Raw genomic sequence first — 14156 nt, forward strand, 5'->3', positions numbered from 1 at the left:
GCGATGGCGTTCGGCGAGGTCACGGTCATCCCGGTCAACGGGCACGGTCCCGAGGACGTCGTGGTCGACGACCAGGGGCGGATCTACACCGGCGTCGACGACGGGCGGATCCTGCGCGTCACGCCGGACGGCAAGCGGATCGACGTCCTCGGTGACACCGGTGGCCGTCCGCTGGGCCTGGAGTTCTACGGCGAAGACCTCCTGATCTGCGACGCCAAGGCAGGCCTGCTCACCATGCCGCTCGCGGGTGGTCCGGTCACCACGCTGGCGACGTCGGCGGTGGGGCTCGACTTCGTGTTCTGCAACAACGCCGCCGTCGCGTCCGACGGCACGGTGTACTTCACCGACTCGTCGCGCCGCTTCGGCATCGAGAAATGGCGCGACGACCTGATCGAGCAGACCGGCGGCGGGCGGCTCCTGCGACGGACGCCGGACGGGAAGATCGAGCAGCTCGCGGACGGTTTCCAGTTCGCCAACGGGGTCGCGCTGCCGCCCGACGAGTCCTATGTGGCCGTCGCCGAGACCGGCGCCTACCGGGTCGCGCGCGTGTGGCTCACGGGCGACAAAGCGGGCACGCGGGACTACCTCGTCGATGATCTGTGGGGCTATCCCGACAACATCTCGACCGGCAGCGACGGGCTGATCTGGATCACCGTGGCGAGCCCGAAGGTGCCCGCGCTTTCGTTGGTGCAGAAGCTCCCCGCGCCGCTGCGGGCCGGGGTCCGGGCGCTGCCGACGGCGCTGCAGCCCGCACCCGCGCGGGAATGCGGGGTGCGGGGCGTGACTCCGGACGGGAAGCTCGTCCACGAACTGCGCGGGGAAATCGACGGATTCCACGTGCTCGTCGGCGTCCGCGAGCGGGCCGGGACCCTCTATTTCGGCTCGCTGGAGGACAACGCGATCGCGGTGACGTCAGTCTAGGCAGAACTCGTTGCCTTCGGGGTCGTTCATCACGATGAAGCCGAGGCTCAACGGCTGCTCGGGCTCGAAACGCTTCACTCGCGTCGCGCCCAGGGCGACGAGACGGTCGCATTCGGCTTCGAGCGCCGCCATGCGCTCGTCACCTTGCAACCCGGGAGCGGCGCGGATGTCGAGGTGAACGCGGTTCTTGGCGATCTTGTCCTCCGGGACCTGCTGGAAGAAGATCCTGGGCCCTTCGCCGTCCGGGTCTTCGAGGGCGGAGCGGGTGTTGCGCTGATCCTCGGGCACGCCGACACGCTCGAGGAACTCGTCCCATGCGTCCAGCGGGTCGGTGCCCTCGGGCACCTCGACCCCGGGAGGACCGGGGTGGACGTAGCCCAGGGCGTCGCGCCAGAAGGTCGACAGGGCTTTCGGGTCGAGGGCGTCGAAGCTGACCTGGAATTCGCGGCTCTTGCGGTTCATGGGAGAAGTCTGACATGCCTAGCGGACAGGATCGGTCCGCTATCTCTGGCAGAGTGGGTGACATGGAGGACGAGCGCGGAACGACCGAACGGGTGCTCACCCTGCTCGGGCTGTTGCAGCAGCGCGCGGTGTGGACCGGCCCGGAACTCGGCGAACGGCTCGGTGTCACCCCGCGCACGATCCGGCGCGACGTCGAACGGCTGCGCGCGCTCGGGTATCCGGTGCAGGCCAGCAACGGCGTCGGCGGCGGTTACCAACTCGGGCCCGGCCACGACATGCCGCCGCTGCTGCTCGACGACGAAGAGGCGATCGCCACCGCGGTCTCGCTGCTCGCCGGCGCGGGCAGCGGGGAAGCCGCGCTGAGAGCTCTGACCAAACTCGACCGGGTGCTGCCGACCAGACTGCGGCGCGAGGTGAGCGCGTTGTCCGGCTCGGTGGTGGCCTTCGACGGAAGCCGCGCGCCGATCGACCCGGACGTACTCATGACTCTGGCCCGCGCTTGCCGCGACGAGGTCGAAGCGGCGTTCGAGTATCCGTCTTCGGGTTCCACGGTGCGGCGGGTCGAGCCGTACCGTTTGGTGGCCTCGGGGCGGCGCTGGTATCTGCTCGCCTACGACCTCGACCGCGACGACTGGCGCACCTTCCGTGTCGACCGGATGGCCGAGGTTTCCGCCCGGTCGTGGCGTTTCCGCCCGCGCCCGGCACCCGATGCGGCGGCGTACGTGCAGGAGAACATCGCCAGCCGGGTCTACCGGCACCAGGCGCGGTTTTTGGTGCACGCGCCCGCTCCGGTCGTGCGTTCGCAGATCCCGGCGTCGGCCGCCGTGGTGCGGGAACGGGGGCGTTCGCGGTGCGAGGTGTTGAGCGGGGCCGGGGATCTCGACTTCCTGCTGATGCACGTGGTGGTGCTGGGGCACGCTTTCGAGGTAATCGAACCGGCGGAGCTGGGGGAGCGGTGCCGGGTGCTGGCCGATCGGTTGCTGGGCGCTGCTGGCCCCGTCTCGCATTTAGTCGACTAATTGCGGGGCTTTGCGTGACTGGACCGGTCACGGAGGTCCCCGCATTTAGTCGGCTAGTTGCGGGAGGGGGTGCGTGACTGGGCTGTTTGTGCGTGACCGTGTGGATTTCGGGTCATCTAACGCCCCAAAATCCACACGGTCGCGCTTCACTGGTCCGGTCGTGGCCGTGGGCCCCGCATTTAGTCGACTAGTTGCGAGGGTTCTGGGTGCTTGAAGCTCTCCGGTCCGGTCGTGACCGGGCGCCTCGCATTTAGTCGGCTGGTTGCGGGAGGGGGTGCGTGACTGGGCTGTTTGTGCGTGGCTGTGTGGATTTCGGGTCATCTAACGCCCCAAAATCCACACAGTCGGGCCTCACTGGTCCGGTCGTGGCCGTGGGCCTCGCATTTAGTCGACTAGTTGCGAGGGCTCTAGGTGCTTGAAGGTCCTTAGTCGACTAAATGCGGGAGAGGGCGTGAAGAGATCACCGGCCGGTCCACTGGGGCGAACGCCCAGCCGTCCAGGCCGCATAGAACTCCCCGTGATCCTTCGCCGTCATCAGCAAAGCCTGCGTGATCGCCTCCAGCTCGATGGAACTCCCCAGATCCATGTCGAGCTCACGCGTCAGCAGCACCTTCGTCGTGCTGTACGCCAGAGCCGGTCCATCGGCCAAGCGCCGAGCCAAAGCGGAAGCGGTGGAAGCCAAGTCGGCGTCGGGAACGACCTGGGAAGCCAGCCCGATGGCCTCGGCCCGGGCGGCGTCGATCTTGTCGCCCAGCATGAGCAGTTCGGTCGCCCGGCCCAGGCCCACCAGCCGCGGCAGCAGGTACGCCGAGCCCATATCCGCGCCGGCCAGGCCGACCTTCGTGAACAGGAAGGCGAACTTCGCCGACGACGCGAGCAGGCGGAAGTCGCTCGCCAGCGCGATCACCGAACCCGCGCCCGCCGCGACACCGTTCACCGCGGCGATCACCGGGATGGGGCACTCCCGCAGCGCCTTCACCACCGCGCCGGTCATCCGCGTGAACTCCAGCAGCTCCGCGGAGTCCATTTTCTGCAGTTCGCCGATGATCTCTTCGACGTCGCCGCCGGAGCAGAAACCACGTCCCTGACCGGTGATGACCAGCACCCTGACGTCGCCGCGGTGCGGCAGCTCGGCCAGCAGGTCGCGCAGGTCGGCGTAGCTGTCGAAGGTGAGCGCGTTCAGTTTTTCGGGGCGGTTCAGGGTGACCGTGGCGACGCCATCGTCCACAGTGAACTCGAAGTGCTCCCAGTCCGTCGTGATCGGCGGCGTGGCGCGGAACGGGCTCATGACTGGATCCCACCTCCATCGAGGACGAGTGTCTGTCCGTTGATCGCGGCGGCTTCGGGCGCCGCGAAGAAGGTCACCGCGTGGGCGACCTCGTCGGGTTCGAGCAGGCGGCCGAGCGGCGACGCGGCGGCGAGGGCGGCTTCCGCGCCGGCCTCGTCGCGGCCGGTCCGTTCCTGGATCCGGGCGACGGAGGCGGCCGTCATGTCCGTGCGCACGAAGGCCGGGCAGACGGCGTTCGCGGTGACGCCGGTGCCCGCCAGTTCCGCGGCGGTGGCCCGCATCAGGCCGACGGCGGCGTGCTTCGACGCGGTGTACCCGGCCGTATAGCGGTAGCCGATATGCGACGCCGTCGAGGCGACGGTGACGATCCGGCCGGTGTCGCGCGACCGCATCCCGGGCAGAACCGCCCGTGTGCAGAGGAAAGCGCCGGTCGCGTTGACCTCGATCTGCGTGCGCCACTGCTCCAGCGACGTCTTCGCCAGCGGCGCGCTCGCTGAGATCCCGGCGTTGTTCACCAGCACGTCCACCGGGCCGAGTTCGTCGAAATACCGCGCGACGGCGGCTTCGTCGGTGACGTCGCAGTCGGCCCGGCCGGGCGCGTGCACCTTGTCCCCGGCGGCCCGGAACCGCGCGGCGATGGCCGCGCCGATCCCGCGGGTCCCGCCGGTGACGACGACGATCCTGCTCACTCTGCCTCCACCCGGCGCAGCGCGCGCCGATCGAGTTTTCCGTTGGCGGTGCGGGGGAGTTCGGTCACGAACACCACCTCGCGCGGGTATTTGTGCTTCGCCAGGTGGGCGCGCGCGTGGTCTTTCAGTTCCTCGGCCGTCGCGGAAGCGCCCTCGGCCAGGACGACGCACGCCCGCGGGACGACCAGGCCGTCGACCGTCACGCCCAGCACCGCGCAGTCGACGACGGCGGGATGACCGATGAGGCAGTCTTCGATCTCGCTCGGTGCGACGAACACACCCGACACCTTCAGCAGGTCGTCGGCGCGGCCGTGGTGATGGAAGTATCCGTCGCCGTCGCGGCTGAACAGGTCGCCGGTGCGCAGAGTGTCGCCGTGGAACGTCCGCGCCGTCTTTTCCGCGTCGCCGTGGTACTCGCGCGCGATGGTCGGGCCGGTGACCTCCAGGGTGCCGATCTCCCCATCCGGTAAGGGATCACCGCTCTCGTCCAGCACGCGCGCGGTGTAGCCGGGGACTTCGCGGCCGAGGCTGCCGACCCGCTGCGCGCCGGGCACATTCGACAGATAGATGTGGTACGCCTCCGACGAACCGATCCCGTCGATCACCGGGACCCCGAACGTGTGGTCCCACTTGCGATGCAGCTCCGACGGCAAAGCCTCGCCCGCCGACGTCGCGAGCCGCAGCGAGCTCATGTCCACAGTAGACGCCGCCGGATGGGCGATCATCGCGCTCATCATGGTCGGCACGTTGACCAGGATCGTCGGCCGGTAGCGCTCGATCAGCGAGAACAGCAGGTCAGCGGTGCTGCGCTCCGGGAAGACGATCCCGGACGCGCCGACGCCGAACGGGAACAAGGCGGTCAGATCACGCGCGTAGCCGAAGAACAGCTTCGGCACGGCCAGCACGCGGTCGTCCTCGCGGAGGCCGAGCACTCCGAGCGCGTACCGGTCGAAGCTCTCGAGCACGCTGCGTGCCGGGTGCACGCACGCCTTGGGTGAACCGGTGCTCCCGGTGGTGAACTTCCAGATCGCGACGTCGTCCAGGGTGGTCGGCGCGGCTTCCAGTTCGTCCGATGCCGCGGCGATCAGCGTGGAGAACGAGTGCTCGCCGGGCAGTGGCTCGACGTCGCCGACGACCAGCAGGTTCCGCGCACCGGCTTCCCGTAGCGCGGGCACCGTCGAGCCGTCCGCGATGACGACGACGGCCTCCGTGTAATCCAGGTAGTACGCGTAATCCTTCGGCTGGAGGAAGGAATAGACCTCGGCGGTGACCGCGCCGATCTTCTGCGCCGCGTACCAGACGGCCACGAACTCGATGCCGTCGTTGAGCGCCAGCAGGACCCGCTGTCCACTTCGGACACCCAGCTGGCGCAACACGTTCCCCGCGCGGTTCACCCGTGCCGCCAGATCCGCGTAGGTGACCTCTTCGTCGCCGCACAGCAACGCCGTCCGCTCGCCGGGGAGGCGGTCGACGAAATGGGTCGCCAGGTTGAAGCTCATACCAGTTCTCGGATCGCTTCGACCAGGATGTCGGTGAGCACCGAGAAGGTCTTCTCGCCTTCTTCGGCGGTCGCCCGGGCGGGGCTTCCGCAGTAGGCCTCCGTCATCCCGGCCGAGCCGAAGTCCGTGATGGTGGTGCGCGCCAGGTCGACGTGGACCGGGGGAAGGTCACGCTGGACGGCGGCGTCGACGAGGTCCGGCCGGTCGGCGAGCACCAGTGACGTCTCGTACTGCCCGGCATGACATTCGCCGGACCGGAACTCGTCGGTGAGCCGTTCGGCGTACCGGCGGCGGACCAGGTCGACGAAGCCGACGCCCGCCGACTCGGCCACGCGCCGCAGCACCGTCAGATGTGCCGGTTCGAAGTGGTTGTTGACCAGCAGGATCCGGGTGAGTCCTTGCTCGATGAGCGCGCCGCAGATCTCGGTCAGCAGCGCGTACAGGGTCTCCTCGCCGATCGAGACGCCCCCCGCGAACCCGGCGGCGAGCCGCGTCACCCCGTACGGCACCTCGGGCAGGATCAGCACCCGGACCCCGGGATCACCCGCCAGCCGCGCGGCGGCGCGTTCGCACATCCCGCGTGAGATCAGGGGATCGGTGCCCAGCGGCGCGTGCGGTCCATGCGGCTCGACGGCGCCCACCGGCAACAGCAGCACGGGAACGCGCGCGTCGGACGCGAGCGCGGCGACCTGATGTGAGCTCAACTCCGCGAAGTACGTCACCCGAGTCAAGCTACACCGCAGCGGCCTGAGGTGTATAGAGTTGCTCGTATGCCCGAACCGGCCGCGCCCCACGGCGACCCAGGTCCCCAGGAACTGGTGATGACGCTGCTCGGCACCTACGTGTCGCCGCGCGAGAGCCGCCGTATCTGGTCCGGCGGCCTGGTCGGCGTGCTCGCCGGGCTCGGCTTCTCCGACGGCGCCGCGCGGATCGCGCTGGCCAGGCTCGCCCGCCGAGACCTGCTCGCGCGGCACAAGGCGGGCAGGCTCGTCCACTACTCGCTGACCCGCCGCACGATCGCGCTCCTGGAGGACGGCGACCGGCGGATCTTCTCGCTCGGCAGGCGCGAACGCGAGGTCGGGGAGTGGACAGTGCTGTGGCAGAGCATCCCGGAGAGCCGTCGCCAGGCCAGAGAACGGCTGGTGCGGCGCCTGCGCTTCCTCGGTTTCGGTCCCGTTCAGGACGGCACGTGGATCGCCCCGCACGACCGGGAGGCCGAGGTGCTCGCCCTGCTGGCCGAGCTGGACGTCTCCGAACACGCCGGGCTGATGCTCGGGAAGCCGTCGGCGGGGCTCGACGTCCGGCGTTTCGCCGCGCGGGCGTGGAACCTCGACGGGCTCGCCGCGCGCTACGCCGCGTTCGTCCGGGATTTCGGCGGGTATCCGGGTGATCTGCCCGACGCCGAGGCGTTCCGGGTCCGGACCTGGCTGACGCACACGTTCCGCGCCTTCCCGTCACTCGATCCGGAGCTCCCGGTCGGGCTGGTGCCCGCTCCGCCGAGCCGGGCCGCCGCGGTGGACCTGTTCCACGATCTCTATCACGCGCTCGCCCCGGCGGCGCAACGCCATTTCGACGAGGTGACAGAAAAATGAACGACACTCAGGCCGCATTGAGTTACACATCCTACCTTTCGCTGGACGAATTGCTGGACGCTCAGCATCCGCGATCCGACGAGCACGACGAATTGCTCTTCATCGTGATCCACCAAGTGTATGAACTTTGGTTCAAACAAGTTCTCCACGAGGCGCTTTACCTGCAGGAGCAACTCGAAGCGGGTAACACCGCTCACGCCGTCCGCACTTTGAGGCGAATCCTGACTATCTTCAAGGTGGTGGTCGCGCAGATCGATGTGCTCGAGACGATGACTCCGAGCCAGTTCACCAGTTTCCGTGCGCGACTCGACGCTTCGAGCGGGTTCCAGTCGGCCCAGTTCCGTGTTCTGGAGGCCGTCCTCGGCCGCCGGGACGAGCGGGTGTTCGCGCATTACCCCGAAGGCGGTGACCAGCGTGCCCAGATCGCGGACGCGATGGCACGGCCGTCGCTCTTCGACTCCTTCGTCACCTACCTCGCGGTGAAGGGGTACGACGTCCCGACCGGGCGCGATGTCACCAAGCCACTCGAACCCTCTCCGGCGCTCCAAGAAATTCTGTTGCGGGTCTACCGCGACGACACCGGGCCGTCCGTCGTGGCGGAGCACCTGGTCGACCTGGACGAAGGGATGCAGGAGTGGCGGTATCGGCACGTGAAGATGGTCGAGCGGACCATCGGAGACAAGACCGGGACGGGGGGTTCGTCGGGAGCGCACTATCTGCGTACGACGCTTTTCTCCCCGATGTTCCCGGATCTCTGGGCTGTGCGGAGCAGGCTTTGACGAACCTCGACGAACTCCGCCGCGACCCCAACGCGCTCGCGGCGCACTACACGGAATTCGGTGTGGCGGACCGGATGCTGCTGACCGGGCACTCGCACCAGGCCTGGCCGGACGTCGCGCGCGAAGGCCTCCTCGAAGCGTTCGCCGACGCCGCCGAAGAGGTCGACACCAAGTGGGCGCGGGCCTTCGCCAAGGCGGACGAGATGCGGGCAGGGTTCCGGACGCTGCTCGGTGACCCGCGCGGCGACATCGCGCTCGGCGCCAGCACCCACGATTTGGTGATCCGGTTCCTCTCGGCGATGGACCTGCCGCGCCGTCCGCGGCTGGTCACCACCGACGGCGAGTTCCACACGCTCCGCCGTCAGCTGGGCAGGCTGGCCGAAGAGGGAGTCGAGGTGGTCCGCGTCCCCTCGGCGCCGGTCGGCACGCTGGCCGAACGCGTCGCGGCCGAGGTCACCGAAGACACCGCCGCCGTGCTCGTCTCGGCGGTCCTGTTCGAGACCTCCCGCCTCGTGCCGGGCCTCGCGCATCTCGCCGACGTCTGCCTCGCGAAGTCGGTGAACCTCGTCGTCGACGCCTACCACGCGCTCGGCGTCGTCCCGTTCTCGCTGCACGACCTCGGGCTCACCAACGCCTGGGTGCTCGGCGGCGGCTACAAGTACCTCCAGCTCGGCGAGGGCAACTGCTTCCTGCGGATGCCCGCGCACGCGCAGGAACTGCGGCCGGTCGTCACCGGCTGGTACGCCGAGTTCGGCGCGCTCGCGGACGAGCGCCGTCCCGGCCAGACCGCCTACGCGTCGGGATCGGACCGGTTCGCCGGAGCGACTTACGACCCGACGAGCCACTACCGTGGCGCCCGCGTCTTCCGGTTCTTCGCCGAGCACGGGCTCACGCCCGAGTTCCTGCGGGAAGTGTCGAGGCACCAGGTGGGCCACCTCGCCGAAGGCTTCGACAAGCTCGGCTTGCCCGAGGACGTCGTCACCCGGGACCGGGAGACTCCGCTGGACCGGATCGGCGGGTTCCTTTCGCTGAAGTGCGCCGACGCCGGAGCGTTGCAGGCCGCCCTCGACGAACGCGGCGTCCGGACCGACAGCCGCGGCGCGTACCTCAGGTTCGGGCCGGCGCCGTATCTGTCCGACCGGCAGCTCGACTCCGCGCTCCACATCCTCAAAGAGGTCGTCGACGGCTGAGACGGCCCGCCCCCGGCTTGGCGAACGGACCGGGGCGATCTAGGTTTGCGATGTGGCACCGTCGCCGCCGGACGACCTTCGTCGGGGACTGTGCCTTGTTGCAGGAACTTCGCACGTGAGCCACGAGCAGCGTGCACTCCAGGACAAGGAGTCACCACAGTGACCGAAGTGTTCGGCCAGGGAACCGGCCATGAACAGGTCGTCTTCTGCCAGGACCAGGCCACCGGCCTGAAGGCCATCATCGGGATCTATTCGACGGCGCTCGGGCCGTCGCTGGGCGGGACCCGGTTCTACCCCTACGAATCCGAGGACGCGGCCCTCGCGGACGTCCTCGCGCTGTCGAAGGGGATGGCCTACAAGAACGCGCTCGCCGGGCTCGACCTCGGCGGCGGCAAGGCCGTCATCATCGGCGACCCCCAGAAGCACAAGACCGAAGCGCTCCTTCGCGTCTTCGGCCGGTTCGTCCAGACGCTGGGCGGCCGCTACATCACCGCCTGCGACGTGGGCACCTACGTGCAGGACATGGACATCGTCGCCCGGGAATCGGAGTTCGTCACGGGCCGCTCGCCGGAGAACGGCGGCGCGGGCGATTCCTCGGTGCTCACCGCTTTCGGTACCTATCAGGGCATGCGTGCCTCCGCGGACGCCGTCTGGGGCGTCCCGGACCTCGCGGGCCGCAAGGTCGGCGTCGCCGGGGTCGGCAAGGTCGGGCACATCCTGGTCGGGCACCTGATCGAGGCCGGCGCGCAGGTGGTCATCACCGACGTCTCGCCCGCGGCGATCGAACGCACCCGCGCGGCGTACCCCGCCGTCGAGGTCGTCGAAGACCTCGACACGCTGATCCGCACCGAGCTCGACGTCTTCGCGCCGTGCGCGCTGGGCGGGGTGCTGACCGACGAGACCGTCGGGCTGCTCCGGTCCAAGATCGTCTGCGGCGCGGCCAACAACCAGCTCGCGCATCCGGGCGTCGGCAAGCAGCTCGACGACCGCGACATCCTCTTCGCGCCGGACTACCTGGTCAACGCCGGTGGCGTGATCCAGGTGGACGACGAGCGGCACGGTTTCGACTTCGCGCGCGCCAAGCGCAAGACGACGGCCATCTTCGACACCACCAAGGCGGTTTTCGCGCTGGCCAAGGCCGACGGGGTGCCGCCGGCGACGGCGGCCGACCGGCTGGCCGAGCGCCGGATGGCCGAGGTCGGCGGACTGCGGTCGATTCTGACGGTGTAGCTCGCCTGAGCGCCATGAACGGTCCGTTCCTTGCGAAATTCGCAAGGAACGGACCGTTCATGGCACGTGGTTCGATGCCGGTCCGCGATACGGCGTCGGCCCGCGAGCCTGCCCCGTACCGCCACCGGCCTCCATGACGCGAAAGCCACTTTCAGGACACCAGATGTCCCGAAAGTGGCTTTCGCGTCATGCTCGTCCGGCGGGCGCCGGAAGCGTGCGGCCTCAGCCGCTCTTGCGACGGAAGGTGCGCTTGTTCGCGGCCGGACCGTGCGCGTGCAGGTTCTTCCCGCCGCCGTTCTCGTGCGAGGAGCCCGAGCGGGCCTGGGCCTGCTTGCGCTCCAGGGCCTCGCGGAACTTGCGCTTCGTGTCGTCCTCTTCGCCATCCGCTGGGGACGGTGCCGGTTCAGTCATTGCTACCTCCGAGGTGACGACGTGTGACCATCTCACCCTGTCAGGAACCGATCGGCTTGGCGAGTCGATTTACGTCACCTGGGCGGCGTGGGCAGCCGGACCGGGCCGCCGAACCGGACCCGGTTCCGTAGCAGCGGCCGCCAGCAGTGGTCGCACAGCAGGATCGGCTTCAGCCGGTTGCCGCAGTCCACGTGGTCGAGCGTGATGTCCGGCTCCTGGCCAGGGACCTCGAAACCCCGTGACCACTCGGCGATGAAGGCCAGCGCGGGGAAGAACGCGAGCCCTTTCGCCGTCAGCCGGTAGTCGTGGGCGTCGGTGCGGGTCTTCGCGGTCCCGGTCCGCAGCACGCCGACGTCCACGAGCTTCGACAGGCGCCCCGAAAGCACGCTCGGCCCGATGCCGAGTTCGCGTTCGAACTCCGAGAAATGCCGTGCCCCGAGCAGCGCGCTCACCACGAGCCCGGTCGACCACCGGTCACCGAGGAGCTCCATGGTGTCCGGGAAGAACATCAGCGGGTCGCCCGCGAGGGAGTCGGCGTCCTTGCGGCGAAAGCGTTTCGACGCGGTCGCCTCGACGACGCCGGTGTCGTCGAGCCGTCGCGCGCGGACGTCGCGGGCGTCGACCCGCCGTTCGCAGGAGGCGCAGCCCAGTGGTGCCGAGGTGGCCAGCTCGCAGTCGAGGTGGATCAGCGTCGGCAGCACGGCGCGCCGTCCCTCGACCCATTCCCGTTCCCACGCCCAGATCGAGATCAGCAGCGGCCATAGTTCGAGGCCGCGTTCGGTGAGCCGGTACTCGTGCCGGGTGCGGCGCGCGTCCCGGTACGGCGTGCGGACGAGCACGTCCGCGTCGACCATCGCGCGCAGCCGCCCGGACAACGCGGTGGGGGAGATCCCGAGCCGTAGCCGGAGTTCTTCGTACCGGCGGAAGCGCAGGAAAAGGCTCTGCAGGATCAGCAACGTCCACTGATCGCCGAGCAGTTCGAGCGCGTGGCGCAGTGGATCGCCCGCCGGCCTGACGCGGTGCGCCGTCGCCTCTGTCACGTGGTTCCTTCCGAGGAGTGTCGCGGTCAGCGTACCCCTGACTACAGCAGTAGAAGCCTATTGACACCTGACTACAGCAATCGTAGTGTCTCGGCCATGGCGAGCACCTCTGAGCAACCGGTGCTGGTGGCAGCCCCCACCGGCGAATCCGAGGTCAACCCGTATCTGCTGGGCGTCTACGCCCCGGTCGAGACGGAAATCGACGCGAGCGATCTCGAGGTCGTCGGCGAGATCCCGGCGGACCTGAACGGCGTGTACCTGCGCAACGGGCCCAATCCCCGGTTCGAGCCGCAAGGGCGCTATCACTGGTTCGACGGCGACGGCATGATCCACGCCGTCCACCTGGAGAACGGCAAGGCCCGCTACCGCAACCGCTGGGTGCGGACCAAGGCCTTCGAGGCCGAATCCGAAGCGGGCAAGGCGCTCTGGAAGGGCGTCATGGAGTCGCCCAAGGGCAACCCGTTCGGCAACACGCACGGCCTGAACGTCAAGGACAGCGCCAACACCGACCTGATCTTCCATCGTGGCAAGGTGCTCTCCACCTGGTACCTGTGCGGCACGCCGTACGCGGTCGACCCGCTGTCGCTGGAGACACTGGGCGCCGAGGACTTCCTCGGCACACTGGTCGGCGACATGATGGCCCATCCGAAGGTCGACGAACGCACCGGCGAGATGTTCTGGTTCGACTACGGGCCGCGGCCGCCGTACCTGCGTTACGGCGTGATCAGCGCGGACGGCAAGGTCGCGAGCACGACCGAGATCGAGCTTCCCGGCCCGCGCCTGCCGCACGACATGGCGATCACCGAGAACTACGCGATCCTGATGGATCTGCCACTGGTCCAGGATATGGAGGCGGCCCGCAACGGACGGCACAAGCTGCTGTTCGACCGTTCACTGCCGAGCCGGTTCGGGGTGTTGCCACGCTACGGTGACGGTAGCCAGATCCGCTGGTTCGAAGCCAGTCCCTGCTACATCTACCACGTCGTCAATTCTTGGGAGCAGGGCGAGGAGATCGTCCTCGACGTCTGTCGCGTGCAACGGCCGCGACCGCGTGCTGACGCGCACACCCCGCTCGCCAAGATGCTGTCGTACCTGCGGCTGGACGCTTCGCTGCACCGCTACCGGTTCAACCTGCGGACCGGGCAGTGCCTGGAGAACCAGCTCGACGACGACAACACCGAATTTCCGTCCGTCGACTCGAGGGTGGTCGGCGGCCGGAATCGCTTCTCCTACGCGGTGCACATCTCGCCGGATTCGACGCTCAAGTTCGACGGCCTGGTGTGTTACGACAATCGTGCCGGCGCCAAGACCGAACACCGTTTCGGTCCGGGCCGGTGGGGCAGTGAGGCGCCGTTCGCACCCCGCGACGGCGCGGCCGCCGGTTCCGACGACGGCTATCTGGTGACCTTCGTCCAGGACGAGCGTGAGGGGCGCTCGGAGCTGGACGTCTTCGACGCCGCCGATCTCGCTGCCGGACCCGTGGCCAGGGTCCTGTTGCCCCAGCGTGTCCCGCTCGGTTTTCACGCGACCTGGGTCCGGGCGGACCAGCTGGAACCTTCCCGTAGCCGATGATCCCCTTCGTGCCCGCCCACCGGAGGGGTGTGGGCAGGCGCAGGGCCGGAAAGCCGGTCCCGAGTCGCCCCTTCCAGGGGGTGGGGCGACTCGGGCCCGGTCGCCGCCACCGAACGCCGTACCGCTCCCGCCAGTGAGCCGGCCACGGTCGCGGCGGCGAAAACCACCGCGGCCACCCCGGTTTCGGCGGTGAACCGCAGCTCGCCCACCGAGCCGACGGCGAATCCCGAATGGACACCCCAGGCGATCAGCGCCGTCCCGGCGGTGGCGGTCGCGCTCGTCGCGACACCGGTGGCCAGTACGACCAAACCCAAGGCCAGCAAGGAAATGACGTGATGCCGCGCCGCGCCGAGAAGCCCGGCCGCCGACGCCGCGACGACGACGGAGACACAACCGAACGGGAAGCCGAAACACTCGGGTTTCCTCATCCGTCCAGGGAACACCACGTCATCGGGCAGACCGCC

At 68.9% G+C, this 14156-nt stretch carries 15 protein-coding genes; 7 read left to right on the top strand and 8 right to left on the bottom strand.

The window, feature by feature from the left end; translation table 11 throughout:
• Positions 1-3: 3 nt before the first annotated feature.
• On the top strand, positions 4-921 hold the full coding sequence (locus ACOCEP_RS19890; protein ID WP_038517668.1) for an SMP-30/gluconolactonase/LRE family protein: 918 nt from the start codon (positions 4-6) through the stop codon (positions 919-921).
• Here ACOCEP_RS19890 and ACOCEP_RS19895 read toward each other — a convergent pair.
• A complete protein-coding gene (locus ACOCEP_RS19895) occupies positions 913-1383 on the bottom strand; it encodes a VOC family protein (RefSeq protein WP_482339166.1) in 471 nt (156 codons plus the stop codon). The two genes, ACOCEP_RS19890 and ACOCEP_RS19895, sit on opposite strands and share 9 nt — an antisense overlap.
• Positions 1384-1445: 62 nt before the next feature.
• Between ACOCEP_RS19895 and ACOCEP_RS19900 the strand changes: the two genes are divergently transcribed.
• Complete coding sequence (locus tag ACOCEP_RS19900; RefSeq protein ID WP_482339167.1) at positions 1446-2402, top strand: helix-turn-helix transcriptional regulator; 957 nt, start codon at positions 1446-1448, stop codon at positions 2400-2402.
• Positions 2403-2862: 460 nt separating this feature from the next.
• Here the strand turns inward: ACOCEP_RS19900 and ACOCEP_RS19905 are convergent, their stop codons facing one another.
• The 4 genes from ACOCEP_RS19905 to ACOCEP_RS19920 are packed head-to-tail and all read right to left on the bottom strand — an operon-like array spanning position 2863 to position 6600.
• Positions 2863-3690, bottom strand: a complete 828-nt coding sequence (locus ACOCEP_RS19905) for an enoyl-CoA hydratase family protein (RefSeq protein ID WP_482339168.1) — start codon at positions 3688-3690, stop codon at positions 2863-2865.
• Positions 3687-4379 carry an SDR family NAD(P)-dependent oxidoreductase gene (locus ACOCEP_RS19910; protein WP_482339169.1) on the bottom strand — a complete coding sequence of 231 codons (693 nt, stop codon included), beginning with the start codon at positions 4377-4379 and terminating at the stop codon, positions 3687-3689. Before ACOCEP_RS19910 ends, ACOCEP_RS19905 begins: the two co-directional genes overlap by 4 nt.
• Positions 4376-5878 carry a benzoate-CoA ligase family protein gene (locus ACOCEP_RS19915; protein WP_482339170.1) on the bottom strand — a complete coding sequence of 501 codons (1503 nt, stop codon included), beginning with the start codon at positions 5876-5878 and terminating at the stop codon, positions 4376-4378. Before ACOCEP_RS19915 ends, ACOCEP_RS19910 begins: the two co-directional genes overlap by 4 nt.
• The gene (locus ACOCEP_RS19920) at positions 5875-6600 is read right to left on the bottom strand and encodes a creatininase family protein (RefSeq protein ID WP_482339171.1); all 726 of its coding nucleotides are present in this window, start codon (positions 6598-6600) and stop codon (positions 5875-5877) included. The genes ACOCEP_RS19915 and ACOCEP_RS19920 overlap by 4 nt, the downstream gene beginning before the upstream one ends.
• A 48-nt stretch (positions 6601-6648) precedes the next feature.
• On the opposite strand from ACOCEP_RS19920, the gene ACOCEP_RS19925 reads away from it, so the two are divergent.
• From ACOCEP_RS19925 to ACOCEP_RS19940, 4 genes are all read left to right on the top strand, one after another.
• Positions 6649-7470: a PaaX family transcriptional regulator gene (locus tag ACOCEP_RS19925; RefSeq protein WP_482339172.1), complete on the top strand. Its 822-nt coding sequence runs from the start codon at positions 6649-6651 to the stop codon at positions 7468-7470.
• Positions 7467-8249, top strand: a complete 783-nt coding sequence (locus ACOCEP_RS19930) for a tryptophan 2,3-dioxygenase (RefSeq protein WP_482339173.1) — start codon at positions 7467-7469, stop codon at positions 8247-8249. Before ACOCEP_RS19925 ends, ACOCEP_RS19930 begins: the two co-directional genes overlap by 4 nt.
• Positions 8246-9439 (top strand): kynureninase, encoded by a 1194-nt coding sequence (locus ACOCEP_RS19935; RefSeq protein WP_482339174.1) that lies wholly within the window; start codon positions 8246-8248, stop codon positions 9437-9439. The genes ACOCEP_RS19930 and ACOCEP_RS19935 overlap by 4 nt, the downstream gene beginning before the upstream one ends.
• Before the next feature lie 159 nt (positions 9440-9598).
• Complete coding sequence (locus ACOCEP_RS19940) at positions 9599-10669, top strand: Glu/Leu/Phe/Val family dehydrogenase (protein WP_482339175.1); 1071 nt, start codon at positions 9599-9601, stop codon at positions 10667-10669.
• 222 nt (positions 10670-10891) lie between these two features.
• Here ACOCEP_RS19940 and ACOCEP_RS19945 read toward each other — a convergent pair whose 3' ends face one another.
• Together ACOCEP_RS19945 and ACOCEP_RS19950 are read right to left on the bottom strand one after the other, a co-directional pair.
• Complete coding sequence (locus tag ACOCEP_RS19945; protein WP_016332157.1) at positions 10892-11080, bottom strand: DUF5302 domain-containing protein; 189 nt, start codon at positions 11078-11080, stop codon at positions 10892-10894.
• Positions 11081-11154: 74 nt separating this feature from the next.
• Entirely contained in the window at positions 11155-12120 is a 966-nt protein-coding gene (locus ACOCEP_RS19950) for a winged helix-turn-helix transcriptional regulator (RefSeq protein ID WP_482339176.1), read from the bottom strand.
• A 96-nt stretch (positions 12121-12216) separates the two neighbouring features.
• On the opposite strand from ACOCEP_RS19950, the gene ACOCEP_RS19955 reads away from it, so the two are divergent.
• Positions 12217-13692 (top strand): carotenoid oxygenase family protein, encoded by a 1476-nt coding sequence (locus ACOCEP_RS19955; RefSeq protein ID WP_482339177.1) that lies wholly within the window; start codon positions 12217-12219, stop codon positions 13690-13692.
• Here the strand turns inward: ACOCEP_RS19955 and ACOCEP_RS19960 are convergent.
• Positions 13641-14120 (bottom strand): hypothetical protein, encoded by a 480-nt coding sequence (locus ACOCEP_RS19960; protein WP_482339179.1) that lies wholly within the window; start codon positions 14118-14120, stop codon positions 13641-13643. The two genes, ACOCEP_RS19955 and ACOCEP_RS19960, sit on opposite strands and share 52 nt — an antisense overlap.
• Positions 14121-14156: the final 36 nt, after the last annotated feature.

It is taken from the genome of Amycolatopsis sp. CA-211722 (genome assembly GCF_056828465.1).

What these genes read in the sequence shown, in the direction of transcription:
- ACOCEP_RS19890 (WP_038517668.1), top strand. Translation starts at nt 4, where the DNA reads ATGGCGTTCGGCGAGGTCACGGTCATCCCGGTCAACGGGCACGGTCCC.
- ACOCEP_RS19895 (WP_482339166.1), bottom strand. Translation starts at nt 1,383, where the DNA reads ATGAACCGCAAGAGCCGCGAATTCCAGGTCAGCTTCGACGCCCTCGAC.
- ACOCEP_RS19900 (WP_482339167.1), top strand. Translation starts at nt 1,446, where the DNA reads ATGGAGGACGAGCGCGGAACGACCGAACGGGTGCTCACCCTGCTCGGG.
- ACOCEP_RS19905 (WP_482339168.1), bottom strand. Translation starts at nt 3,690, where the DNA reads ATGAGCCCGTTCCGCGCCACGCCGCCGATCACGACGGACTGGGAGCAC.
- ACOCEP_RS19915 (WP_482339170.1), bottom strand. Translation starts at nt 5,878, where the DNA reads ATGAGCTTCAACCTGGCGACCCATTTCGTCGACCGCCTCCCCGGCGAG.
- ACOCEP_RS19925 (WP_482339172.1), top strand. Translation starts at nt 6,649, where the DNA reads ATGCCCGAACCGGCCGCGCCCCACGGCGACCCAGGTCCCCAGGAACTG.
- ACOCEP_RS19930 (WP_482339173.1), top strand. Translation starts at nt 7,467, where the DNA reads ATGAACGACACTCAGGCCGCATTGAGTTACACATCCTACCTTTCGCTG.
- ACOCEP_RS19945 (WP_016332157.1), bottom strand. Translation starts at nt 11,080, where the DNA reads ATGACTGAACCGGCACCGTCCCCAGCGGATGGCGAAGAGGACGACACG.
- ACOCEP_RS19955 (WP_482339177.1), top strand. Translation starts at nt 12,217, where the DNA reads ATGGCGAGCACCTCTGAGCAACCGGTGCTGGTGGCAGCCCCCACCGGC.
- ACOCEP_RS19960 (WP_482339179.1), bottom strand. Translation starts at nt 14,120, where the DNA reads ATGAGGAAACCCGAGTGTTTCGGCTTCCCGTTCGGTTGTGTCTCCGTC.